A 25021-nucleotide genomic window follows, 5' to 3' on the forward strand; every position below is an offset into this window, starting at 1 on the left:
GGGAGTAGCTTGCTGTGGCCAAACAATACAAGAGTACGGGTGGAACTGCATTTGATGTATTCAATTATATATTTTTAGGGATTATCGGAATCGTAGCGATTCTCCCTTTCCTCTTTGTGGTTTCGGGCTCCTTCGCTACAGATGCGGAAATTACTAAACGTGCCGTATTCCTGATCCCGACCACGATTTCATTTGACGCCTACCGATTTATCTTTTCAACAGATACGATTATGCGCAGTATAGGGGTTTCTATTTATGTTACGGTAATCGGAACTGTCGTTAATTTATTCTTCACGGTAACAATGGCTTATCCGATGGCAAAACGATATCTGATGGGCCGTAATTTGGTACTCAACCTTGTTATTTTTACGATGCTGTTCGGTGGAGGAATGATTCCAACCTATCTCGTCATTCGGGAACTGCATCTGCTGGATACGCTCAATTCTCTTATTTTACCGGGAGCAATTAGCGCCTTTAACCTGATTATTGTCAAAAACTTTTTTCAGGAGCTGCCTATAGAAATGGAAGAAGCGGCGCGTATTGATGGTTGTTCTGAGCTGGGCTTGTTGTGGAAGATTGTCCTTCCTTTATCCAAACCGGTTCTCGCTACATTTACGTTGTTCTATGCTGTGGGACATTGGAACAATTTCTTCTCGGCACTGCTCTATATTACGGATCCGACAAAATGGCCTTTGCAGGTGATGCTGCGACAGATCGTAATGTTGTCCCAATCTGCGGCTGGTGATATGAGTTCTATGGATCCGAGCTTTGTACAGCCACCGGAGCAGTCGATTAAAATGGCGGTTATTGTAGTAGGTACTCTACCAATTTTATGTGTGTACCCATTTCTGCAAAAACATTTCGCTAAAGGGGTGATGCTGGGTTCTGTTAAAGGATAGCAAACTTAACTTATTCCAATTTGGAGGTATAATAATGGAAGCTAATCGTTCGGTAAAAAAGAAGCGCTGGTTGTTACTTTTACTTGTGGCTATGATGGTTACCACTGTTGTTGCAGGTTGCTCAGGTAATGAATCTGCAGGTTCTAACAGCAAAAGTGAGGGGAGTAGTAATACTGGAGAAGAGAAAAGCGAGTCCCCGCTGGATCTGACCCTCATGCTGCCGATATTCAAAACAAATTATCCGAAGGATGGCAGTCCGGTTGCTGCTGAACTGGAGAAGCAGACCCACACAAAAATCCACTTTGAGTGGGTCCCGAACGCATCTTATGCAGATAAATTTAATATTACGCTAGCTTCTGGGAAGCTGCCGACTATTATCTACGTGGGGGATGTTAAGGCTTCTAGTTTTGTGAACGCTGCCAAATCGGGCGCATTCTGGGAAGTAGGGCCTTATCTTAAGGATTATCCGAATTTGAGCCAAGCGAACCCGGTTATTCTGAAAAACTCGGCTATTGATGGGAAGAATTACGGAATCTATCGGGGGCGTGTACTCGGCCGTAACGGTATGGTTTTCCGCAAGGATTGGCTGGAGAAGGTGGGGCTGCAAACACCGCAGACGGTAGATGATTTCTACAATATGCTGAAAGCGTTCAAGGAAAAAGATCCAGACGGCAATGGTAAAGAGGATACTTATGGCATGGTGCTGGTCAAATGGAGCGGCCAGTGGGCCAGCGGTTTTGATACCATTAAGTTATGGTTTGGAACACCGAATAAATGGGGCGTACAAGATGGCAAGCTGGTGCCTGAGCATGAATATCCAGAATATTTGGAAGCGCTTAAGTTCATGAAGAAGCTGTATGATGAGAAATTGATCAACTCTGACTTCGCTGTGATGGACAGTGCCAAATGGACAGATCCGATCGTGAACAATAAGGCAGGAGTAATCGTCGATGTGGTCGATACAGGCGCCCGGGTGGATGATAAAATTCACGCTGCGCTAGAAAAAGAAGGCAAAGACGAACCGGATAAACATTATGTAGATGTAAGCGGGGGCGTAACAGGTACGGATGGCAAGCTACACACATTGCCGACCTCTGGTTTCTCGGGCATGCTGGCTATTCCAAAATCATCTGTGAAGAGCGAAGAAGAATTGAAACGGGTACTGGCTTTTCTAGATCAAATCAATAATCCGGAATTACAAACGATGTTAGGTTTTGGTTTGGAAGGTACTCACTACACTATGGTGGATGGTTTTATTGAACGCTCCAAAGACACTGTCCTTCTGGAGTCAGAAGTGGAAGGGTTAAACCAAATTCTGGCCTTTATACCTGAGGACAAATCCAAGACTGTAGCTCAGACACCGCTGCGGCTTAAACAAATCGAAGTTCAGAAAGCAAATGAAGCTTCGATCGTGGTTAATCCGGCAGAGGCCTTTATTTCCACAGTATATTCCCAAAAGGGTGCTCAACTCGACAATGTAATTAATGATGCACGCATAAAATATATTGTAGGACAAATTGATGAAGCTGAATTGAAATCAGCATTTGATGTATGGAGAAAAACAGGTGGAGATGATTTAGTTAAGGAAATGAACGAGTTATACGCTAAGGCTGACCGCTAGATCCTTCCTAGTGCTTTTATCCGGCTGGAAAGGATCTGAGGAGCAAAACGAATGTGGTTCGATTGCACTTCAAATTTATCTGATTCGGCTGGTGAGAGCATAGTGATGAGAAATGTGGCGAAATGGAAGCGTTATACAAAAGGCTGGTCAGGCTGTAAGGGCCGATATTATCGTAAAAATCTGATCATTATGCTGGTGGTGTCATCCATTCCGGGGTTTATTATTGGTGCGCTTGTCTACTGGATGGCAGGGGGACGCCTGGAGAGCGAGCTGCTGCAGATGCATAACAGGCAGATTGAACAGCGGGCGGCTAATATTGATGATCAACTGTCCAATCTGGAGCTGATGCTGGCACATTGGGCCTTTGATCCCAAGTTTGATTACAGCTTGAATGGCCTTGATTTTATTCAGGATCATGAGCGGGCTTGGGATATTACGAAGACACTCGTAGTGATGCAGGGCTCGAACACGATGACGAGTAACGTTGAACTCTATCTATCAGGAGATCATCCATTACTATTTAATCCCGAATATGGCACGATTGACTCCAGCGCGGTATCGGGTCAATATGACAAATTGATTGATACTGAACAAAGCACCTATTGGACGCAGTGGGCATTCGATCCCAATAAACCAAATGTCAAAGAATTAACGCTTGTCCATCATATTCCGGGCGGAAGCTTGAAGCCCTTCGGGGCTCTTTTGCTCCGCATGGATACGGAGAAAGTAGCTGCGATGCTACGAACTATGACACCTTATAATAGCGGCGAGACATTTTTGCTGCAGACGACGGGGGATTTGTACGTATCTGGTGGAGACAGTGCCGAGGATTCTCCCTTACTTACCGCATTGCATAATGAGATTGTGAAACGGGGCGCGAACCAAGAGTCAAGTCTTGAGTCCTCTTTTCTCTTCGACTGGGGTAAGGCTACATATGCAGTGACTTATGGTGAGTTTTCCCGACTCTCCGCAGATTGGCTCTATGTGTCCGCTTCACCGATAACCAGCATAACTTCACCTGTCGTCTTCATTTCAAGACTGATATTTTTAGTTAGCTTTAGTGCTTTGCTGCTGGCGGCGATTCTGTCTTGGTTTGCTTCCCGTAAAATCTATTCACCGATAGGACGTTTGCTACAGACTTTGTTGCCTGACCAAGCGGCGGCTGCGAGTAGGGAGGATGAGTTCATTCTGATTGAACGGCATTGGCAGAACTTGCACGGGGAGAGCCATGCCCTGAAGTACACTCTTTCCGAGCAGCTTCCACATGTGAAGGAAAGCTTCCTGCATCAGCTGTTTCAGGGGTATTTATATTCTTATTCTGAGCAGGATCTGCAAAGCCGGATGCGGCGTTTTAAGTGGGAAGTAGAGGATTGTCATTATATTATTCTTTATATTCAGCTTACAGGCATCTCCAGCCAGGAGGGGAAGTTCCGCAACGGTGATGAAAGTCTTGTATCATTCGCCGCCGTCAATATTATCGGAGAATTGTCTGCCGAGCACTTTAAGCAGGCTGATATTATCAATTTCCATGATCTCACGGCAGGATTACTTCTTATCGAACCCGTTGCGAATCCATCGCTGGAAGCGGTGCAAGCCTTTAGCGAAGAACTGACAGGAACGATTAATCGCATGTTAAAAATGAGGGTAACAGTGGCGTTTAGTGCACCGGTTGGAAGGATATCCGGTATTCCGCTAGCGTTCGAGGCTGCGAAGCAAGCCGCTAGTTATCGCCAGTTTGGTGGTGAGAACCAGATTATTAATATGGAGCTACTGGATCGTGAGGGGCAAAGTACGCCTGAACCGCAATATTCGTTCACTTTGGAGCGCGGAATGATTCAGGCCCTGCGCACAGGAGAAGCGGAAGAGGCTTACCGGCTGTTGGAGGAATTTCTGGAGGCACTGTGTGCCAATGGGGCAAAAGTGATTGATGTGCAGCAGGGCATGCTTCATTTGTTAGGCAGTATTCAGCACGCCATTATGGTCTCAGGCATTCATCCAAACCAACTGTTCAAAGGGGCTAATCTGTACGCGGCACTGTCGCAAATTCATGAGCCGAAGCTTATCCTTGCCTGGTTTCAGGAAAAAGTAGTCGCACCGTATCTGACGGAGCTGAGTGAGCGTTCGGATGCCGGAATCAAACGGACGATTGAGCATGCCATGATGTATATCAATGAGCATTATATGGATAATATTTCGCTGGATGGATGTGCGGATTATACAGGGATCAGCCCATTTTTACTGAGTAAATCATTCAAACGGGTCACCGGGAAAAATTTCATCGATTATCTGACCGAATTACGGCTTGATAAAGCCAAGGAGCTGCTGCGTGATACCTCGCTGCGAATTAACGATGTAGCTGAACAGGTGGGTTATCAGCATAGCTATTTTAACCGGATTTTTAAGAAACAAGAGGGAATAACCCCAAGCCGCTATAGAGAGCTAAGCCATAATAATGAAGCTCTTTAAAAGTAAGTGGACGTGCGGCGAAGAACGTATAAAGGAGATGGTTGTTGTGCCTACGGCTCTGCCGATTAGCCTGCATTGGCTAAAAAAGCCCGCTATTGATGTGGGTGTTACCTGGGGGGTTCCTTGGAAAAAAGGAGCGCTCGACAGGGAATCGTTAAAGAATCTCTGCTTAAGTATGCCGAAGAACGAAAAGCTTGTGCCGCTGCAAAGCTGGCCGGCAGCTTTTTGGCCTGACGGGAGCATCAAATGGTCCACGCACTCGGCAGTAAACAAAAATTCGGATATTCAGCAGGATTCCTTAGCGACAATGACAATAAATCAAGCGGCTCCAGCTACGGAAATGACTGAGCGACTAACTGTGCAGGAAACAGAGGAAGCTTTCATTATAGATACAGGTGTTATTATTTGCACGGTTAACAAGCAGGGGAAGGGTCTTATCCGCAGTATTGTGCGCAGAAATCCGGCGGACACGGAAGGAACCGAAGTATGCAGTAATGGAGAGCTTGTATGTATACGTGAACAGAGAGATGAGGGTGCTGGCACCCTGAGCATACGTGAGGAGCGATTCACAGGACGAACGTTAAGTGCCATCCTTGAACAGGACGGACCTGTTCGCGCAGTGGTGAAGCTAGAGGGACTTCACCAAGCTTCACACAATGCTCGTGAGTGGCTTCCCTATACGTTACGTTTATATTTTTATGCTGGGCTGGAGTCTATTCGATTAGTTCATACGTTTCATTATGACGGTAATCCACAGCAGGATTTTATTAAAGGATTAGGAATAGAATTCACAGTGCCGCTGCATGGACCGCTTTACAACCGCCATGTTCGTTTTGCCGGAGATAGCGGCTTGTTTAGCGAGTCTCCTAAGACGTTGCATACACGGCGAACCAAAGGTAAGTACCGTGATTTATTCGTCGATCAGGTAGCAGGATGTGCTGTGAAATTTGATCCAGAAGAGGATGCCTATTTCCTTAGTTTATTGGATGACTCCGCGACTTGGGGCAGCTTTCGGCTGGTCCAAGATTCTTCCGAGCATTATGGGATCTGGAAGCGGACAGAGGATGGGTGCGCTTGGATCAAGGCAGCAGAAGGCCGCCGGGCAGGTGGGCTTGGTTATGTTGGAGCAGAGGGTGGAGGGCTAGCCGTCGGGATGAAGAATTTCTGGCGTAAGCATCCGGCAGGAATGGAGATTGGTTCCACTGCCACAGATGCAGCAGCTCTTACTGTCTGGTTCTGGTCACCTGATGCGGCAGCTATGGACTTGCGGCATTATGATACAAAAACACATGTGGAATCCTCGTATGAAGGTGCAGAAGAATTACGGGCCACTCCATTTGGTATCGCTAATACTAGCGAGCTAACATTCTGGTGTACGGCGCAGACTCCCGGGCCTGAATTGTTGCAGCGGATGCAGGCAGAAGCTGAAGAACCTTCATTGCTGGTTTGCGAACCAACTTATTATCATGAAGCGGGTGCTTTTGGTTTCTGGAGTTTGCCTGATCGGAGCACGCCAGCCAAGGTGTATCTGGAAGAGCGGCTGGACGGGATCATCTCCTTTTACAAGGAGGAGATCGAGCAGCGCAAATGGTACGGTTTTTGGGACTACGGAGATTTCATGCACAGCTACGATCTGGTCAGACATGTATGGAACTATGATCTCGGTGGCTGTGCCTGGCAGAATTCTGAGCTGGTGCCAAATATGTGGTTGTGGGTAACGTTTCTCCGGTCCGGGAGAGCGGATGTGTTCCGAATGGCCGAAGCTATGACCAGGCATACGAGTGAGGTAGATGTATATCATTTTGGCGAATACGCCGGACTAGGCTCGCGGCATAATGTCATCCACTGGGGCTGCGGCTGCAAAGAGGCTCGTATCGCCATGGCGGGTCTGCATCGCTACTATTATTATCTGACCGGAGACGAGCGGGTCGGCGATATTATGGACAGTGTAAAGGATGCTGATTATTCAACAGTTACTCTGGACCCGATGCGGGCGTATTTTCCGAAGGATGAATTCCCGACTCATGTTAGGGTGGGTCCGGACTGGGCAGCCTTTAGCTCTAATTGGATGACCCGCTGGGAGCGGTTCGAGGATACCGCTTATCGTGACAAGATTATAACAGGCATGGATTGCATCAAAAGGGCAAATTTACGGCTATTATCTGGTCCCACATATGGGTATGATCCGGCAACTGGCCTATTGTCGGGAATGGGCGACGATAACTGGGGGCGTCATCTAGCGATTAGCATGGGAGGTCCACAGGTGTGGTTCGAGCTGGCGGCAATGCTGGAGGACCCGGACTGGGAAGATATGCTGGCTGAGTTCGGCGTATTTTATAATTTGCCACAAGAAGAGAAGGACGCATTTACAGGAGGGTTGATTTCAGGAAAACTCCGTTTTGAGCATCCTGTACTCAGCGTAGCCATTGCTGCATATGGAGCATATTACCGCAAGGATCCGGCGACGGCAGAGCGGTGTTGGACGATTTTGCTGGAGAATCCATTTGGTTGTGTGAATCTACAGGAGGAAGCTGATCGGGTCACTTATATGACTGAGTTAAATGAGATCGATTGGATGAATACAAATGAAGCCTCGCAGTGGTCTTTAAATACGATCATTGCCTTGGAATTAATCGGTAGTGCTATACCGGAACTCGCGAATTGAAGGCTTCATTGTGGGGAGGAATGATTTATGGCTAGGCCGATGCAGGACACGGGTATAGGTGGTTTGATCCCTGAAGCATGGAAACCAATCTACCATAATCCCCTCGCTTCAACTAGTGATATCGCTGGATTCCAGATGGAGGGAGAGGGAACGGTTTCCTTCCCTTTGCAACGAATGAGATTAGAGAGCACTATCCATGCCGAGGCCGGACAACAAGCAAATGTCGTTCTCTGGTGTCCAGAGGAGTTCCCGGCAGACCTCGCCGTATCGTGGAATTTCCGCCCATTGTGTGAGCCGGGGTTGGCGATTTTGTTTATAGCGGCCAAAGGAGAGGGTGGGAAGGATTTATTTGATTCCACGCTTGCTCGCCGTACGGGTGAATATGATCAATACCATCACGGGCAGATAGACACGTATCATATCTCGTATTTTCGCAGGCGTTGGGTGGAAGAACGTGAATTTCACACCTGTAATTTGCGCAAAAGCTATGGTTTTCATCTGGTTGCGCAGGCAGCCGATCCGCTTCCGGACGTCAGCGACATGACTGAGCCCTACCGGATGTTAGTGGTGAAACGTGGCCCTATGCTGTCTTTTGCAATCAATGAACTGCCGATTTTTACATGGATAGATGATGGTGAAACCTATGGGCCGCTACTGACAGGCGGGAAAATTGGGTTCCGACAGATGGCACCCCTGATTGCTGAATACTCGAATCTGACGGTTTTTGGACAGTAATGCGAAGGAGGCTTCAGATTGATGTCTATTATTTATTATTGTTACCCTGAGGGCAGACATAAGGCGCTTACAATGAGCTATGATGACGGCAGACGGGCTGACGAAAGATTGGTTGGACTATTTAACCGCCATGGGATTAGAGGAACATTTCATCTCAATTCTGGCCTGCTGGGTGAAGGTGATCGTATTACGGCAGATGAAATAACTGAGCTGTACCAGGGACATGAAGTATCTGTCCATACGCAACACCATCCGACGCTGGCCCGTTGTCCGCAGGAGCAAATCATCCATGAGATTATGGAGGATCGAAAGTATTTTGAGACGCTGCTCCAGGTGCCGATACGGGGAATGTCTTATCCTAACGGTTCCTTTAACAAGGAGATAAAGAAGCTTTTGCCTCATCTAGGCATGGAATATGCCCGTGTGGTGCAGACCACTGGCGGCGGCTTTGGGCTGCCGGAGGATTGGCTGGAATGGCGGGGGACTTGCCATCATAATGATCATTTGCTGGAGCATGCGGAGCAGTTCGTGAAGCTGCATAAACGGCAGTATTTATATCTGATGTATGTGTGGGGCCATAGTTATGAATTTGATAACGATAATAACTGGGAGCTGATGGAAAGCTTCTGTGAAGCAGTGGGAGGACTAGAGGAAATCTGGTACGCGACAAATATTGAACTCGTTCATTATATGAAGGCTTGTGAAGTCCTTATTTTCTCCGCTGCTCGGGATTTTGTATATAATCCGGGAGCGGTATCTGTCTGGCTGGAAATCGACGGTGTGATTATAGAAGTAGCAGGCGGACAAACCGTCCGTTTCCCTGAGATTTAATCGAAGAGAGAAGACAGGAGGATTCTAATGAGAACGAAGGACACACAATCAGTCTATCAGCTGGCAAAAGTAGATATTTCCGCTGCTGGTCCACGCTGTAAAATGCTTATTGGCGATCTGAATGGGGATGGACGTGCAGAAATGCTGCTGGTCCAGCCGGATAATCGCCAGGATGTTCGTTATATTCCCCATCAGGTGCAATGTCTGACTGCTTTTGATATGGATGGCAAGCTGCTGTGGCAGGTGGGCACACCCGATCCTGACGCTGGCAGCCAAGGCTCGGACTATCCAGCGCAAGTTTATGATATAGATGGTGATGGGTCGCTGGAAGTATTATGTGTAATGGATGGACGTTTTCATATTTTTGAAGGTTCAACAGGAACGGTTAAGTCCATATACGACTTACCTGCTGAACATGCACATGATTGTATTATCATTGCCAATCTAACAGGGCAAGAACATGCTTCCGACATCATTCTGAAGGACCGTTATCATCAACTGTGGGCCTTGGATAAGGATTTCAATTTATTATGGACGCATACAGGCAATGTAGGACATTATCCGTGGGTTCACGATCTTCATGGAAATGGACAGGATCAAGTGATGGCAGGTTATGATCTGCTTGATTCTAAAGGTAATTTATTATGGAGCTGCCACGATCTGGATGACCACGCGGACTGTATTTGGGTTGGCGATGTGAATGGAGATGGTTATCCTGAACTGGTTGTCGGCGGAAGCGTAACGGTGATGTATGACCGGGACGGGCAAGAGCTTTGGCGTTATGACGGTTCTATAGAGTCACAGCATCTGGCGTTAGGCCGATTCCGGCCCGAACTGCCTGGTCTTCAGGTTGCCGGGCTGGACCGAATGATCCGCGAAGATGACGGCAAAGGGCTAAAAGGTAAGGATGCGTTGTTCCTTTTAGACTGTAATGGCAAGGAACTGTGGAAAGAAGAGCGCACAACCGATGGTTGGCTGACTATCGTTGAAGCCGTTAGCAACTGGCAAGTGGGTTCTCCGGATTATATTCTCGCGTACCGCCGGGGAGGCGGGGTATATCCTGCTTTGTACGATGGACATATGCGGGTTGTAGCTGAATTCAAGGAGGAAGGTTATGCCGTTCATGGCGATCTTCTGGGATGTGGCAGGGAACAGGTTGTAATTTATAATGATGAGTCAGCATCGGTATATTCAAGCGAGTGGATAGATATTAGTACATGTGCCTCTGAGAAATCGTTACCTCAGCCTAAAAGATTGTACAGCTCGACGCTGTATCCGGGTGGAGAAATAACTGTGTGAAGGAGGATACGTTTAGTGAGTACTTATATTCCAGAATACTTTCCTGATCCTGATTGTATTGCCAAATCTAATGGGGGCGAAATCGAAAATGTACTGGCCGCTGTGGCCAGCCGTTTTATCGGTGCCTATCCCCCGCAGCCTCCGGTTTACCGGGTACATTCGCAGAGTGGTTTCAAACGGCTCCGCGACTGCCGTTATGATATGAATCTGGAAGAACGACTGCCGGAGCTAGAGGCAGGACAATTCGTATATGTGTGGGGAAAGCTGTGGAGCGACAATGAGGTAGAAGCCCCTTTCTCAGTTAGTTGCTACAGTCCAGTTAAGGTTTACATAAATGGACGGCTGGTGTTTAGCTCCAATCTAAATGATGATGTGTTTCCGGACCGGAGGACGTTTTTTCGGGCGGGCATGGATAAAGGCTGGAACCATCTTGTGCTGGAGTATGTAGCAACAGGTACAGGTTGCGGAGGGGTTTTTGGAACGGGCAGCGTCAAAGGTGCACCGGTACACTTTCTTACTCCAACGGCGCAGTTAAGCGGTTGTGAAGGTTGGATTTATAGTGGACCCCAACAGACGTCTTGGGCAGCTTGGCTGGAAGCTGATTTCACTGAAGAGCAGATGACAGCTCGCTGCGCTTGGTTTCCGACGCCGCAATGGTCGCCACAGGAACAGGCAACTGGCAACTGTTCACGTATATTTGGGGAATTACTAGGAGCCAAGGCGTTTGCTTGGTGTAAGCTGGAAGTTAAGAGCCTACAGAAAGATGACATACGCCTGCAAGGTAGCTATCGTGGAATGGCTGAAATCTCTATCTATGTGAATGGGAAACTTGTAGCTGAGCACCAGAACGTGAACGGCACGCTGGATATCCAACTGGAGCTTGGTTATGGACTACATGATCTCGTCGTGGAGTCCGTCTGCGGAGAGGGGAATTGGGGATTTGAACTGGACGTACGGTCTGGTGGTGTTCAGAGTAGTCTCGTGCAACCTTATTCAGTTGAAGGATTAACTGATCCTTGGCTGTACCTTGGACTATTCACCTCGGGGACAGCGCCGAAAGTCTTAGAACTGACCTCTATGGATACTTTATTTGGGGAAGCGGATGAAGTAACCTTTTGGCGGGTGGACCAACCGAATAGCTGGGTTAGGCCTTATTTGGAGAGTGTTATGTTTGGGCGCTGGAATTACCCTCTAGGCGTAACCCTGTACGGATTGCTGAGAACAGGAGTAGAGCTTAAGGCCCCCCATTATGCCGAATATGCACAACACCATATTGAGCAATGTACAGGGCTGCACGAATATGCCTTATGGGACCTTGAACGTTATGGCGCTCCGGGCATCAATCATCAGCTGGCGCTGATGGATTCGCTGGACGACTGCGGATCCTTCGGGGCAACGATGCTGGAAGCAAATAAGCTTCGTCCACTAGAGGGCGCACCGGAAGCTGCTGCTGAAATTGCCAATTACATTACTAAAGTGCAGAGCAGGCTGCCTGACGGAGCTCTGTATCGGACCAGTGGCACAGTTGATTTCATGCAGCAGACGATGTGGTGTGATGATCTGTATATGAGCACGCCTTTTCTAAGCAAATATTATAAATTGACCGGAAATGCGGCTTATCTTGATGATGCGGCGGCGCAGTTTTTACATTACAAGGAGCGGCTGTTCCAGCCGGAGCTTGGCATTATGCATCATGTATATGATTATAAGTTTAATAAACCCAATGGCGTGCCTTGGGGCAGAGGTAATGGTTGGGTGATTTTCTCGCTGACTGAGCTACTTGAAGTTATGCCTGAGCAACATCCGTTGCGGGCTGATTTACTTGATTATTTCCGTGAGCTTAGTAAAGGCTATCTTAAGCTGCAAGATGAGCATGGCTTATGGCATCAAGTGTTGACGGATCCTGAGTCTTACGCGGAGGCTTCTTGTACCTCTATGTTTATTTATGCTTTTGCTAGAGGCGTCCGTTGCGGTTGGCTGCTGGAACCGGAGTCATACGTAACCTCTGCACTCCACGGCTGGAGCGGCTTAACCCGTCATTGTATTGACAAACAAGGCAATGTTTACGGTGTCTGCCGCGGTTCGGGTTATTCGTTTAACAAACTGTATTATAAAGATGAATTGACCTGGCAATTAAACGATACACATGGGATTGGCATCGTGCTGCTGGCCGGAATTGAGGTTCACAGGCTTGTACGAGATTTGGAAATGAAATCACATAACGAAGCAAAATGAATGGCATGATGAGGAATGAGACGACCGTATTAATCACAAAATGACAGCGGAGCAGCGATACTCCATTAGTGGGGATCGCTGCTCTTGTTATGCGTTACAGTGCTACCTAAACCCCCGAAACCCCGAAACCCCCCGGCCCCCCCGAAACCGCCGATTACTCCTGCGAGACAAAGTTATGCGGACCCAGATGACGTTATTTGCAGATTTATTGCTTATTCGGCAGGGGTTCGGACTCCAGTGACATTATTGCTTCGAAAACGATTAATATAGGTAGCTTTTTATGCAAATAGCGACTATGAGGTCCGATAAAATCCCAAAATAGCGATTATGCTGCGAATAAGGTCCACTGGGTCCGATAGCCTCATGAACTTTGTTCGCGCGAAAAGGTAATCTAGTGACGGGGTATTGTTGTTGCTCAGATGCCCCCGATGCTCCTGATGCCCCTGATGCCCCCATATGCCGACAACATTTCACATGTATACTTCCGGGCGACGGAGCGGCTACATAGAGAATCGGTTGTGATTTCTAGCTGTGGATCAGCGGTTTTGCTTGCGATATTGCAAAGGCGAACATTTAACGATTTGCTTAAACACACGCCCGAAGTGGGCGATGCTGTCAAAGCCGGTATCCTCGGCGATGTTCGTAACTTTAGCGTTGGTGCTCTGCAAGAGACGTTGGGCTTCCTTGATCCGAATGTAGTTTAGATATTCTACGATAGTGAAGCCAGTCGTTTGCTTGAACACACGGCAGAGATAGGTGCTGCTGATGAAAAAAGTCTCAGATAGCCGCTCTAATGTAAGCTTTTCAGCATAATGTACTTGTAAAAAATCGATAATTTCGTAGACTTTTAGCTGCTTCTCACTGCTCTCAGGGGCAATGGGCTCACGGCTTATTTCCTGTATTCTGTTCATTTCAATAAATAATTGGATGAGCAGCGTCTGAAGATAGGAGATTTGCTGTGTCCGTGGTTCTGTTTGTTCTTTTAGCATGCTGAAAAGAAGATATTCAATGGCCCCCTGTTCATGTACTCCGGGCCGCAAAAGCAAGCTTTGTGTAGCCATAAATGGAAAATGCAGCTCGAAGTGCGCCAATGTCTTTTGCAGAAAGCTTTCCTCAAAGTTAATTAAGATCCGTTCATGGCTTGCAGAGCCTTTAGAGGTGGTACGATGGAGCTCGTTCTTGTTAATAAAAATCAGATCACCTTTACGCAAGGTGTAGATCAGATTGTTAATGTAATAACTGCGTTCCCCGGCGAGTAAATAATAAATTTCGTAAGTATCGTGATAATGGTCGGAATCCATGCTGAATGGACCGGCTCTTTTTATTTGCTCAATCATAAAAGGAGGCTGAGGCTCCTGTTCCATGCTAAATCTGCTCCTTTCAGATAATGTAGATAATATATGCAAAGTTTTTATTGTTTCTGCTAAGAATCGCTTAGATTCAGATGTATTTTATACTATACACTATAAGAAGAAAACGCTTTTAAATCAATAAGTGATGGAGTGATCCTGATGTCCAACAAGAAATATGCTTTCGTAGGAACCGGCGGCCGAGCGGAGTTTTTTTATGGTGAAATCACTACGAATTATCGTGAAACCTCTGAAATTGTAGCCTTTTGTGATGTGAATGGAGCAAGAATGGATTATGCGAACCGTTTGCTGGAGGAAAAATATAAATATCAAGCGGTTCCTACCTATAAAGCTCATGAGTTTGACCGTATGATTGAGGAAACCCAACCTGACACGGTAATTGTCACGAGTATTGACCGCACGCATCATCGTTACATTATCCGGGCGATGGAGCTTGGCTGCGATGTTATTTCGGAGAAACCGATGACAGTGGATGAAGAGAAATGTCAGGAAATTCTTGAAGCGATTGAGCGGACTGGGAAAAAGCTGCGTGTGACCTTCAATTACCGCTATGCACCACACAACACCAAAATCCGTGAACTCATTATGGACGGCGCGATTGGAGAAGTGCTTTCCGTCAACTTCGAGTGGCTGCTGAATACGCAGCATGGGGCGGATTACTTCCGCAGATGGCACCGTGATAAACGGAACAGCGGAGGTCTCTTGGTTCATAAATCCACACATCATTTCGATTTGATGAATTTCTGGCTGGGTTCGCGCCCGGATACGATTTATGCGATGGGCGATCTAAGATTTTATGGCAGAGAAAACGCGGAGAAGCGCGGGGTGACTGAGTTTTATCAGCGTGCTCATGGAAGTAGCGCGGCAGAAAATGATCCGTTTGCCCTGCATCTTAAAGACAACGAGCAGTTAAAGCAGATGTATCTGGATACGGAGCATGAGGATGGTTACCTGCGTGATCAAAGTGTGTTCGGTGATAATATCAGCATTGAGGATACGATGGCGGTTATGGTCAAATACAAAAATAAGACGATTATGAATTATTCACTTAATGCTTATTTGCCTTGGGAGGGCTTCATTGTAGTATTTAATGGAACGAAGGGGCGGATGGAAGTAAAGGTCGTCGAACAGTCTTATGTAAATGCCGGAGGAAACAAGGAAGATGAAGGGGCGTTAAAAGACAAGCGGATCACGGTCTTCCCTCATTTCGCAGCACCTTATGAAGTGGAGATTGAAGAAGGAGTTGGGGGGCACGGGGGCGGAGATCCTGTGATGCTGCGTGATATTTTTGAATGTCCGCTAGAGGATCGCTTTAATCGTGCGGCTTCCCATGTGGACGGGGCGTTGTCTATTATGACCGGGATTGCGGCAAATCGTTCAATAGCTACTGGACTTCCAGTTAAGGTAGATCAGTTAATAAAATTGAAGTAGCCCGTTTATGAACAAGCGGCTATGGGTTCGGAGGGTGCGTTTCTCCAGAATCCAGGAGGGCCCTCCGCGCTGTCCGCACGTTAAGTCAACTTCTACTTTTAAATTAAGCTAAAAAAAGTAAAATACAAGGCTATCTCTTAGTCATCTACGATGACTAAGAGACAGCCTTGTTTATTTTAGCTAAAGCAATTATTGTTTGACGACGTTAAAGCCATCTTTTTGCAATTGGGTCACGATACCATCGTCACCGAGCATATGCAGCGCGCCAACGACGACAAGGTAAGTCGCTTTTTTATCACTATTCAAATATTCTTTTACATGCTTCACCATGTTGACGTTACGATCCGAAACCAGGCCCTTATAATACTCTGGCTCTTGCGCGACCGCTTTTGTCATCGCTACGAGCGACTGCTCATCACCTTGCATCCACATTTGGGATAGTGCATCCAGTGAAGCTGCTGCGGAAGTATTGTCCGTTTGATTGAGGCTGCCGAGTGTGTCGACAAGAAGCTTTTCTTGCAATCCATCTGAGAACTGGTCGAACATATTCAGCTGCAATTGTGTGTTTTCCAGCTCAATAATAGGTTTGTTCAGCTTGCCTGCTTTTTGTAAAAAATATAAATCAATGCCGGTATCCGCCGTATAACTTGTAACTTGCATCTGTAGACTTGAGACACCTTGGGTAACGACCCACGGTTTGAAGGAATCGAATGCATTTTCCGCCAGACCATTTGCTTTTAGCAGTTGAGTCACTTTGTTATAGGTATCTGCGGATACATGATCCTTGAGCTTGGTTCCATCTGTATAGGAGCCTTTTTCCAAAATAAACTTTTGGATCTCAGCTTGATCAATCTTAGAGATATCTACTTCGACACCTAAATATTGCGAGGCTTCAAAAGCAGCTTCAATCTCCGGACGCAGCGGGTACATTTTGTCGTTAGCCACATGGATAGAACCAAGCAGATAAACGGTGTTGCCTTTGTTCTCCACTTTCCATAAGAATCCGGTGCTTCCTGCAGCTTGAGTATTGGCCACAAAAGTGATGGTGCGCAGCGCTGGACTCCACTCCACTTTATAGCCGATCGTTTCTCCTATAAAGCGGACAGGAACATAGGTGACATTGTTGATGGTCTTAGGAGCCACCTCTAGTTTTTTCTTCTCCCCATTTACCGTTGCAGTTGTGCTGCCAATGGTCAGTGAGAGGGCCAGTCCATTTTTGGTCCCTGTTACGGTTTGGGTTTTTTTATTCCAATTAATATTTACATTAAGCTTCTCTAGCAGAGGACGCATAGGAACTAGGGTCGTTCCTTTTTCTACAACAGGGTTAGAATCGCCTAACTTTATTTCGGTTCCATCAATCCATACACCGACAGGCTTTTCAGCAGCATGCGCAGTGGTAAAGACAGACATAACCATGAAAATGGATAAAAATAATGCACCTAGCTTTTTCATTAATAGGACACTCCGTTTCTAAAAAAGAATGAAAGATGTAAGTCACTCTCTGATTTTAACGTATTTTCCCATAAACAGTTATACCTTTTGTTACTATATTGATTTGATGCCTATGATTGGAAAGTAAACTTACAGTACTTCACGTCATTCAAAAGTCAAAATAATGCACATCAAAGCAAAAATCGCCCCTATTAGATCCTGTTCACTCTCCTTATCATGAAACGTAAGAAACGAAGAGCCTGAAGGGAGCAAGGAACTTATGTGGAGCAGTGCGATTGAAGATGCGATAGAGAAGGTACGTAAGAACATAGACCGGTTCGGGGGCAGTTTCCCTCATGTCAGCAGGAATGGAACTTATCAGCTCAATAACAACGACGACTGGACTAACGGATTTTGGAGCGGCATGTTGTGGTTGTGTTATGAATATACGCGGGATGACAGCTTCCGTATTGCGGCATCCCATACCGTAGAAGATTTCCGCCGCCGTTTCGCGGCAAAGACCGTGCTTGATCATCACGACATTGGCTTCCTGTATTCGTTATCCTCTAAAGCCCAGTGGATTATAGATAAAGACGAATCAGCGCGTCAACTGACATTGCAGGCGGCAGACCTGCTGCTGAAGCGCTGGCGTACAGCTGGCGGTTATATTCAGGCATGGGGACCGGAGGGGGATGCTCAGGAAGGCGGGCGCATCATTATTGATTGTCTGTTAAATCTTCCCCTTTTGTATTGGGCCGAACAACAGACCGGTGATTCCGTATACCGGGAGGTCGCGGTCATGCAGGCGGAGAAAACGAGACGGTATCTGGTACGGGGAGATGACAGCTCTTACCATACGTTTTTCTTCGACCCGAAGACCGGAGAGCCGATTGGCGGCGCTACACACCAGGGTTTTACTAACGGATCGACCTGGACGCGCGGGCAGGCTTGGGGCGTTTACGGTTTTGCGTTATCATACCGCTATACCAAAGATCCGTTGTTTTTGGAAACGTCCAAGCGGATGGGCCGCTATTTTCTGGAGCATTTGCCACAGGATCATGTCGCTTACTGGGATTTTAATGCTCCGGTGTCTCCGGATACTTACCGGGATAGCTCGGCCTCAGCAATAGTAGCAGCTGGACTACAGGAACTGCTGGAGCTAATGGATGGGGAGGATCCCGAACGGGCTTATTTTCAGCAGGGATTAGTGCAGTCTATGACTTCGCTTGTACAGAACTATTCCACGTTCGGTGAAGAGGCGGAGGGGCTGCTGAAGCATGGTTCTTACCATGTGCGCGGCGATCTGTCTCCAGATGACTTCATGATCTGGGGAGATTATTTCTATCTCGAAGCATTGATGCGGCTGCAAAATGGCAACAAGGGGTACTGGTATGAACGCTGATGGCCGACAAATCTCCCCCTATGCCGTCTTTGCGCTGCTCGACCTTGAGTTGCCCGCTTTAGCTCTGGTGAAGAATGCACTTAGCCAAGCGCGGCAGGACGATGCGCTGACTGAATTGCATCGGTATTTGACCCGCCGGAGCACGCCGGGCTGGCGGATAGAGGATAACCGGAAGCAGCAGCTTATTGACTATGTGCAGCGCTATTGTGCAGACGAGCTGGAAGCTGTAATGAAGACAGCGGATGAAGTTGTGGAGCAGACGTTTCTCTTTCGTTTTCCCTGGGATATGGAGCGCAGCCGCATTCCGGTTACCTTTGAGGAAGAAATTGACTGGCGTCATGTTCCAGACAAGGATGTAGAATGGGCTTATATGCTGAATCGCCACCGCTACTGGGTGGCATTAGGACAAGCGTATACGATAACAGGTAAAGAGGATTATGCGAGAGCAGTTTGCTGCCAGCTTGAAGATTGGATAGACCGTAACCCCGTTCCAGACAAGCCTACGAATGATACGCTGACATGGCGCACAATTGAAACGGGCCTTCGCTGTGCTAACTGGATCAAAGCGTTGTCCTATATACAGGATAGTCCACTGCTCACACCGGCGCTGCTGGCCAAAGTGATGATATCTCTGCATGAACACGGCCAATATTTAGCTTTATCGTTTACGGGCTGGAAGAAGATCAGCAACTGGGGGGTGCTGGAGACTTGTGGTTTGTTCCAAACTGTGCTCTACTTCCCTGAGTTCACTAGCGCCAATAACTGGCGACAGCTCAGTAAGGAGAGACTGGGAGAGACAGCTCGAATTCAGATTATGGCGGACGGCATCCACTGGGAGCAATCGCCCACCTATCACCATGAGGTTTTGGTATGTTTTCTCGACTGCATCCGTTTAGCCCGATTGAATGGAGTGGAGCTTCAGGATGAGTTTCAGCAAAAGGTTCAGCAAATGGCTGCCGCTTCATTATATTGGGCCAAGCCGAATCACCGGCAGCCGATGCTTGGCGATAGTGATGACAGCGATATCCGTTCGCTTTTGACTTATGCGGGCTGGTTATTTCAGGATGCTGTACTCCGCTTTGGCGGATACGATCAAATGGATTATGACAATGCCTGGTTGTTTGGGATAAATGGAGTTGAGGGCTACGAGCGGCTGACTGCGGAGCTACCGCCAAACTTGTCACGCTCCTATGCACATTCAGGCCATTATGTGATGCGAACGGGCTGGGACGAGCAGGATTTGTACCTATATTTTCACTGCGGACCGCTTGGGGGTGGACATGGGCACGCGGATCTGCTACATTTCGATCTGTATGCTTATGGGCGGGATTTGCTTACCGATCTTGGCAGATACAACTATAGTGATCATACACCACTTAGAAAAGCGTTAAAAGAAAGCGCTGCCCATAATACGACCACTGTCGACGGAATTGGATTTACCGAAGTCACGGATACATGGTCCTTCTCTCAGATTGCGAAGCCAACGGGCTGCCAATGGATCAGCCATCCGGACTTTGATTATGTAGAGGGCAGCCATGACGGCTACCGTCATTGGGATGATCCGGTCTACCCGTTAAGGCGGATCCTATTTATTAAGCCTTTTTACTGGTTTCTGGTGGACAGCTTCAGTTCCCGGCAGGAGCATACATTTTCTCAGCATTTTCATTTTGCACCCGGAGCGGTTCAGATGGAAGATGGAACGCTAATATGCCGTACAAAAAATGAGCGGGAAGCCAATCTTTGTATCCTTCCTGTTCATGTTGAGGGTCTTCAGGGCAGGGTTGCTGCTGGGGTAATCTCCCGCGAATATAATCTGCTGGAACCCAATCAGTATGCTGTGTACTCCCGAAAGGGGAAAGGGACGGTCTCGATCATGCAGGTGCTGTACCCGCAGTCTTCGGGTGAGTTGTTCTGTCCGCTGGTCGAACAGGTGCCGATTTACCGCCATACAGGTGAACCGGTGGCTGCTGCACACGCGGAGGCCTGCCGCATCATCCTCCCCGAAAGGAATGAGGAGCATATTATCGTGATCAGCCACGAGATTCCATCCAGTCATTTAGATTCCTATGTAGTGGAAGGCGTACAAATTTTTGGAGAAGTAGTGCTTATTGTTTCTGCAGACGGTCAAAAGAAGGTCACGGTAATCAGATAATGTATGAATACTGGACAACGGGCTGATAGAATAAAAGAAAAGAGCATGAGAGAGGCGCGGAGAAAACATGTTCAAATTCACTTACTATAGACGTATCCAGGTTTCATTTCTTTTGCTGATTTTTATCCCTCTGATTGCAGTATCGATCATTTCCTTCGTGCTCATCCGGGATACGATGGTAGAGAAGCTGCAGCTCAGCAACGATAACTTCCTGAACGTTATGATTGACGAATTAAACAAAACTATTGATGATGTGACGTTCGCTTCCCATTTTATTGTAAACGATACCAATTTCCGCGCTAATCTGAAGTCTTTTGCGGATACAGAGCGGCTGAATAGCTATCAGGATTACGTACATTTTACGCAAATTCAAGATGTGTTTTCGCTCATCAACTCTAAGCCGTTGAATAATAATATCCGCATGTATTTGGTCAACCGGAAACACTTTGTGATCTCCTCTGGGACTGAGAATTTATCCGTGATCAATGCCAACCTGGACAAGCTGATGAGCCGTGTCAATATTCACGAACCGGAGACCTTGCAATGGCTTGGGATGGCTGACAGCGGTTCTGGTAAAAGCAGCAGCTATTATATTGCCAGAGTTATCTATGACAGCCGGGAGAAACGGCAGGTGTCCGTGCTGCTTATCTCAATTCCTGAATCCTATTTCAATAAATTGCTCGGACCCGTCGAATTTGGCAAGGTTGCGTTATTTGATTCTGGAGGAGGCTTGATCGCTGGGAACTCAGAATTGGCTCCAGAAGGCAAGGAAGCAAGAGGAAGCGTTCGTACGGCCAGAGCTATCGACAAATCTAATTGGCAGCTGATCTATGAAGCTTCGGAGAAAGAATGGTCGGGCCAGATCTCGCGGACGTTTTATAGTGGCATTGGCTTGGTACTCCTCTTATTTATTGTCTTTTCGGCTACCTCCATGCTGATTGCCAAAAGATTGCATAGTCCGATCATGAAGCTGCAGCGCGTTGTGCGCCAGTTCGGGATGGGGAATCTTGATGTCAGGCTGGAGGTCAAGGGCAAGGATGAAATCGCTGAGCTGGGGCAGACGTTGAATACTATGCTGGACCAGCTGCAAGGTCTGATTCACGACATCGAGCTGGAGCAGGAACAGAAGAGGGTGATGGAGCTGGAGGCGCTGTTTATGCAGATTCGCCCCCACTTTTTGATCAACACGTTGAATTCGATTAAATGTAGCCTTATTTTGGCCAAAGATAAGCTGCATAGCGGGATCATCGATTCATTAATGAGTCTGCTCCGGGCCTATTTGAAGGTCAATGAACCGGCCACCTTGCGGGAAGAATGCAAACTGCTTGGCCATTATATCGATATTATGAAGATCCGTAATGAAATCCCTCTTGAACTGGAGGTCGATCTGGAAAAGGATACAGAGAAGCTCATCGTCCCTAAGCTGATTTTGCAGCCCCTTGTAGAAAATGCAATCGTCCACGGATTGGTTGACCACCCGGCACCGCGTATTGTCGTTCGCTCTCGAACGGTCCCTGATGGGATCATGATTGAAGTTGAAGATAATGGCTGCGGTGCAGGGGCTGAAGTTCTGGCGGGCCTGAACCGCAGGTTACTGTATAAGGACAATGAACAGGATGAAGCTTATCAAAGAGTCGGGTTAATGAACGTAGTTCAAAGGCTGCGGCTGACCTATGGGCAGGATACCCGCTTGTCGCTGCATAATCTGCCGCAGGGTGGGGTGTCCGTTTCTCTGTATTTGCCGCAAGGCAATCATCAGGTTAATCTGTCAGAGAGAGAGGGATATTGATGTATAAAGTGATGCTCATAGACGATGATGTTCCTATGCTCAAAGTGCTTCAGCAGATGATTGACTGGGAGGCACATAGCTTGCAGATTGTCGGCAGCACCTATTCCAGTGCCAAGGCTTTATTAATGTTTGAGGAAGTGCAGCCTGACATTGTGATCACGGATATTGGTTTGCCGCAAAAGAACGGGATTGAGCTAGCCGATTGTTTCACCCGCATGAAGCCGGAGGTCAGAATTATTTTCCTGACCTGTCATGAGGATTTCCATTATGCTCAGCAGGCGGTAAAGCTGAAAGTAGATGATTATTTAATCAAGGACCAGCTTACAGAAGAGCAACTGGAGAAAAGCCTTGCCAAGTCCGTACACTTGCTTAAGTCGAAGATCGGGTTGATCAGCCATGGGGAGACAGGCTACAACAGCCAGCTCTTCCGGCAGAACCTGCTGCAAAGGGTGATTGGCGGTGCTCCGCCCGAAACCACACTGGCTTATGCGGCGCAAATCGGCATATCCTGGACGTATCCGTGGTTTATGCTGGGCACGGTTAGTATTCATTTTTCCAGTTTCGACAAGCGATACAAGCAGAGTGAGTATCCACTTATTTTATATGCTATTTACAATATAGCCTTGGAACTGTCCGAAACATGTGAAGGGATTACGCCTTTCTTGGAGCAAAAGAATATTGTGATTCTATATAATTACCGTGTGAATCTCGCGCAGAATGCCAGTCTTCATTTTCACGATTATTTACAGCGGCTGTGTTCCGAATGCTCCCATCTCTTAAAGATTCAACCGGGCATTATTGCCGTCACAGAGAAAATGGAGCTACAGGCGATTGGCCAGATCCATCGGCAGATTGTTCAGGACAAATGCGAGTTCTATGCAAGTGCGGATTACACGGTTCTGGATACTCTGCAAATCGCTTCTCCACGTTTCCAGCCTGCACCCCAAGGATTTCTGGACAGCTATATCCCGCAGATGGAACGGGCCGTGATTAAAAAAGACCTTGAAGCCATCCGTGGCACTCTACAGGAAATCGCTAGGACTGCAAAAGTTATGTCTATTCATCCTGGCGATTTCGCCCGGGATTTATCCTTTATGCTCCGCGGCATCGAGTTAATGTTTACGAGCCTGATGTTCGATGAGGATCTGTTCGTCTATCTCGTGCAGACCCGCACACTTGAAGATACGATGGAACTGGTGGAAAGAAAGCTTGTACAGATTACAGGCAGCAAACAGCAGGTGACAGGAGCTTCTCCGCAGGAGCCCAAGCTGCAGCTTATCCAGCAGTATATCGACCAGCATCTTGGCGATAATATCACCTCAATTGATATGGCACGTTATCTGTTTCTGGATCCAAGCTATTTTTCGCGTTATTTCAAGCGCATGACTGGCCTGACCTTTACGGACTATGTACATCAGCACAAGATGAAGGTCGCTACCAAAATGCTGAAAATCTCCAGCCAGAACCTGGAGTCGCTGGCCGTCGGCCTGGGATATTCGGACAGAACCTATTTTTCAAAAGTGTTCAAAAAATATGTAGGAACTACGCCAAGCGAATATAAATCCAAACATTCGGTACGCTGAGAAGCACAATTGTTAACGATATGAACAGACCCGCCGCCCCTCTAGGGCGGTTTTTTGTTGTCGGCGGACAAAGGTCAAAATCTTGCACATTCCGGGTCATAATCACTCCTTCTTGCGGAAGGCGGATGTATTACTATAATGACAAATCAAATTGTCGAGGTGATACAACGTGGAGGCTGCAAAACAACCTGTGCCAAAAATTCTGCAAGAGAAGCGGAAATTCTGGACTCCGCAACGGAAAGAGGCTTTAACCGGGTGGCTGTTTTTGGCACCGGAAATTGTCGGGATGCTTTTTCTTAATGTATTTGCGCTTGGATTCTCACTTTATTTGAGCTTCTCGAAATGGGATCTATTGTCGGGAGTCAAAGGAATCGAGTTCATCGGATTGGATAACTATATCAAAATGTTCCATGATCCGAGTATCATTCAAGCTTTGAAGAACAATGCTTTTTATATGATTATGACCGTGCCGATACCGATTGCGATTGCGCTGGTGCTCGCGGCATTGATTCAAAACAGTGTGTTCCTCAAAAATTATTTTAAAGTGGCTTTCTTTATTCCTTATATTTCTTCGATTATTGCGATAGCTGCCGTATGGAGTGCATTGTTCCATCCGTCTCTTGGACCGATCAATCAGTTGCTGATGGAGTTTGGAATTTCCAGCCCTCCGAAATGGCTAGTTGATCCAAAGACCTCACTGTTATCCATTGCTATTATCAGTTCTTGGGCGAGTCTTGGCTACACCATTATTATCTATATGGCTGGCTTGACGAATATTTCCGATGAAATCTACGAAGCCGCCGAAATAGATGGCGCCAGCGCGCTGAAAAAATTCTTTGCCATCACAGTTCCGATGCTGCGTCCGACTACATTTTTCCTGCTTATTACCATGCTGATTGGCTCGTTTAAGGTGTTCGACATCATCGCCTTTTTGACCGAAGGCGGTCCGAATAATTCTTCTACCGTGCTTGTGTTCAGGATCTATGAGGAAGGGTTCAAATACTACAACATGGGCTACGCTTCTGCAATTTCCTGGCTGCTATTCGCTGTTATCGGCTTGATTACCGCAGCCACTTGGAAAATGAGAAATGAAGAATAAAGGGGGGAGATTA

Annotated in this window: 16 protein-coding genes; 14 read left to right on the top strand and 2 right to left on the bottom strand. The window is 47.2% G+C overall.

What is annotated here, in order from left to right:
- Positions 1 to 14 precede the first annotated feature (14 nt).
- From MKX34_RS07540 to MKX34_RS07575, 8 genes are read left to right on the top strand one after another with little or no spacing between them, the layout of a single operon-like run.
- Positions 15 to 899 (top strand): carbohydrate ABC transporter permease, encoded by an 885-nt coding sequence (locus MKX34_RS07540; RefSeq protein WP_036675671.1) that lies wholly within the window; start codon positions 15 to 17, stop codon positions 897 to 899.
- Positions 900 to 933: 34 nt separating this feature from the next.
- The gene (locus tag MKX34_RS07545; protein WP_036675669.1) at positions 934 to 2520 is read left to right on the top strand and encodes an extracellular solute-binding protein; all 1587 of its coding nucleotides are present in this window, start codon (positions 934 to 936) and stop codon (positions 2518 to 2520) included.
- A gap of 51 nt (positions 2521 to 2571) precedes the next feature.
- Entirely contained in the window at positions 2572 to 4986 is a 2415-nt protein-coding gene (locus MKX34_RS07550; RefSeq protein WP_081384108.1) for a helix-turn-helix domain-containing protein, read from the top strand.
- 37 nt (positions 4987 to 5023) lie between these two features.
- Positions 5024 to 7651 carry a hypothetical protein gene (locus MKX34_RS07555; RefSeq protein ID WP_076297840.1) on the top strand — a complete coding sequence of 876 codons (2628 nt, stop codon included), beginning with the start codon at positions 5024 to 5026 and terminating at the stop codon, positions 7649 to 7651.
- A 27-nt stretch (positions 7652 to 7678) separates the two neighbouring features.
- A complete protein-coding gene (locus MKX34_RS07560; protein WP_244886440.1) occupies positions 7679 to 8386 on the top strand; it encodes a DUF1961 family protein in 708 nt (235 codons plus the stop codon).
- Between the two features lie 21 nt (positions 8387 to 8407).
- On the top strand, positions 8408 to 9217 hold the full coding sequence (locus MKX34_RS07565; RefSeq protein ID WP_076297826.1) for a polysaccharide deacetylase family protein: 810 nt from the start codon (positions 8408 to 8410) through the stop codon (positions 9215 to 9217).
- A gap of 27 nt (positions 9218 to 9244) precedes the next feature.
- Positions 9245 to 10516: an FG-GAP repeat protein gene (locus tag MKX34_RS07570; RefSeq protein WP_076297827.1), complete on the top strand. Its 1272-nt coding sequence runs from the start codon at positions 9245 to 9247 to the stop codon at positions 10514 to 10516.
- Between the two features lie 15 nt (positions 10517 to 10531).
- Positions 10532 to 12751, top strand: a complete 2220-nt coding sequence (locus MKX34_RS07575) for a glycoside hydrolase family 88 protein (protein ID WP_179089352.1) — start codon at positions 10532 to 10534, stop codon at positions 12749 to 12751.
- A 536-nt stretch (positions 12752 to 13287) separates the two neighbouring features.
- On the opposite strand, the gene MKX34_RS07580 is transcribed toward MKX34_RS07575, so the two are convergent.
- Positions 13288 to 14115, bottom strand: coding sequence for a helix-turn-helix domain-containing protein (locus MKX34_RS07580; RefSeq protein ID WP_076297615.1), 828 nt, complete (start codon positions 14113 to 14115; stop codon positions 13288 to 13290).
- Positions 14116 to 14262: 147 nt separating this feature from the next.
- Between MKX34_RS07580 and MKX34_RS07585 the strand changes: the two genes are divergently transcribed.
- A complete protein-coding gene (locus MKX34_RS07585) occupies positions 14263 to 15552 on the top strand; it encodes a Gfo/Idh/MocA family oxidoreductase (protein WP_076297614.1) in 1290 nt (429 codons plus the stop codon).
- Positions 15553 to 15741: 189 nt separating this feature from the next.
- On the opposite strand, the gene MKX34_RS07590 is transcribed toward MKX34_RS07585, so the two are convergent.
- A complete protein-coding gene (locus MKX34_RS07590; RefSeq protein ID WP_076104902.1) occupies positions 15742 to 17004 on the bottom strand; it encodes a TraB/GumN family protein in 1263 nt (420 codons plus the stop codon).
- Between the two features lie 259 nt (positions 17005 to 17263).
- On the opposite strand from MKX34_RS07590, the gene MKX34_RS07595 reads away from it, so the two are divergent.
- The 5 genes from MKX34_RS07595 (at position 17264) to MKX34_RS07615 (ending at position 25008) form a co-directional block, all read left to right on the top strand.
- Positions 17264 to 18385, top strand: a complete 1122-nt coding sequence (locus tag MKX34_RS07595) for a glycoside hydrolase family 88 protein (protein ID WP_076297613.1) — start codon at positions 17264 to 17266, stop codon at positions 18383 to 18385.
- Positions 18354 to 20537 carry an alginate lyase family protein gene (locus MKX34_RS07600; protein WP_339204724.1) on the top strand — a complete coding sequence of 728 codons (2184 nt, stop codon included), beginning with the start codon at positions 18354 to 18356 and terminating at the stop codon, positions 20535 to 20537. The genes MKX34_RS07595 and MKX34_RS07600 overlap by 32 nt, the downstream gene beginning before the upstream one ends.
- A gap of 67 nt (positions 20538 to 20604) precedes the next feature.
- Positions 20605 to 22326 (top strand): histidine kinase, encoded by a 1722-nt coding sequence (locus tag MKX34_RS07605; RefSeq protein ID WP_076141357.1) that lies wholly within the window; start codon positions 20605 to 20607, stop codon positions 22324 to 22326.
- Positions 22326 to 23909 carry a response regulator gene (locus tag MKX34_RS07610; RefSeq protein ID WP_036675653.1) on the top strand — a complete coding sequence of 528 codons (1584 nt, stop codon included), beginning with the start codon at positions 22326 to 22328 and terminating at the stop codon, positions 23907 to 23909. Before MKX34_RS07605 ends, MKX34_RS07610 begins: the two co-directional genes overlap by 1 nt.
- 169 nt (positions 23910 to 24078) lie before the next feature.
- Positions 24079 to 25008 (top strand): sugar ABC transporter permease, encoded by a 930-nt coding sequence (locus tag MKX34_RS07615; RefSeq protein WP_051490863.1) that lies wholly within the window; start codon positions 24079 to 24081, stop codon positions 25006 to 25008.
- Positions 25009 to 25021 lie beyond the last annotated feature (13 nt).

It is taken from the genome of Paenibacillus sp. FSL R5-0636, from assembly GCF_037974255.1.
GTDB classification, from domain to species: Bacteria; Bacillota; Bacilli; order Paenibacillales; family Paenibacillaceae; genus Paenibacillus_AQ; species Paenibacillus_AQ odorifer.

What these genes read in the sequence shown, in the direction of transcription:
- MKX34_RS07545 (WP_036675669.1), top strand. Translation starts at nt 934, where the DNA reads ATGGAAGCTAATCGTTCGGTAAAAAAGAAGCGCTGGTTGTTACTTTTA.
- MKX34_RS07570 (WP_076297827.1), top strand. Translation starts at nt 9,245, where the DNA reads ATGAGAACGAAGGACACACAATCAGTCTATCAGCTGGCAAAAGTAGAT.
- MKX34_RS07565 (WP_076297826.1), top strand. Translation starts at nt 8,408, where the DNA reads ATGTCTATTATTTATTATTGTTACCCTGAGGGCAGACATAAGGCGCTT.
- MKX34_RS07585 (WP_076297614.1), top strand. Translation starts at nt 14,263, where the DNA reads ATGTCCAACAAGAAATATGCTTTCGTAGGAACCGGCGGCCGAGCGGAG.
- MKX34_RS07580 (WP_076297615.1), bottom strand. Translation starts at nt 14,115, where the DNA reads ATGGAACAGGAGCCTCAGCCTCCTTTTATGATTGAGCAAATAAAAAGA.
- MKX34_RS07595 (WP_076297613.1), top strand. Translation starts at nt 17,264, where the DNA reads ATGTGGAGCAGTGCGATTGAAGATGCGATAGAGAAGGTACGTAAGAAC.
- MKX34_RS07560 (WP_244886440.1), top strand. Translation starts at nt 7,679, where the DNA reads ATGGCTAGGCCGATGCAGGACACGGGTATAGGTGGTTTGATCCCTGAA.
- MKX34_RS07590 (WP_076104902.1), bottom strand. Translation starts at nt 17,004, where the DNA reads ATGAAAAAGCTAGGTGCATTATTTTTATCCATTTTCATGGTTATGTCT.
- MKX34_RS07610 (WP_036675653.1), top strand. Translation starts at nt 22,326, where the DNA reads ATGTATAAAGTGATGCTCATAGACGATGATGTTCCTATGCTCAAAGTG.
- MKX34_RS07555 (WP_076297840.1), top strand. Translation starts at nt 5,024, where the DNA reads ATGGTTGTTGTGCCTACGGCTCTGCCGATTAGCCTGCATTGGCTAAAA.
- MKX34_RS07550 (WP_081384108.1), top strand. Translation starts at nt 2,572, where the DNA reads ATGTGGTTCGATTGCACTTCAAATTTATCTGATTCGGCTGGTGAGAGC.
- MKX34_RS07605 (WP_076141357.1), top strand. Translation starts at nt 20,605, where the DNA reads ATGTTCAAATTCACTTACTATAGACGTATCCAGGTTTCATTTCTTTTG.
- MKX34_RS07600 (WP_339204724.1), top strand. Translation starts at nt 18,354, where the DNA reads ATGGCAACAAGGGGTACTGGTATGAACGCTGATGGCCGACAAATCTCC.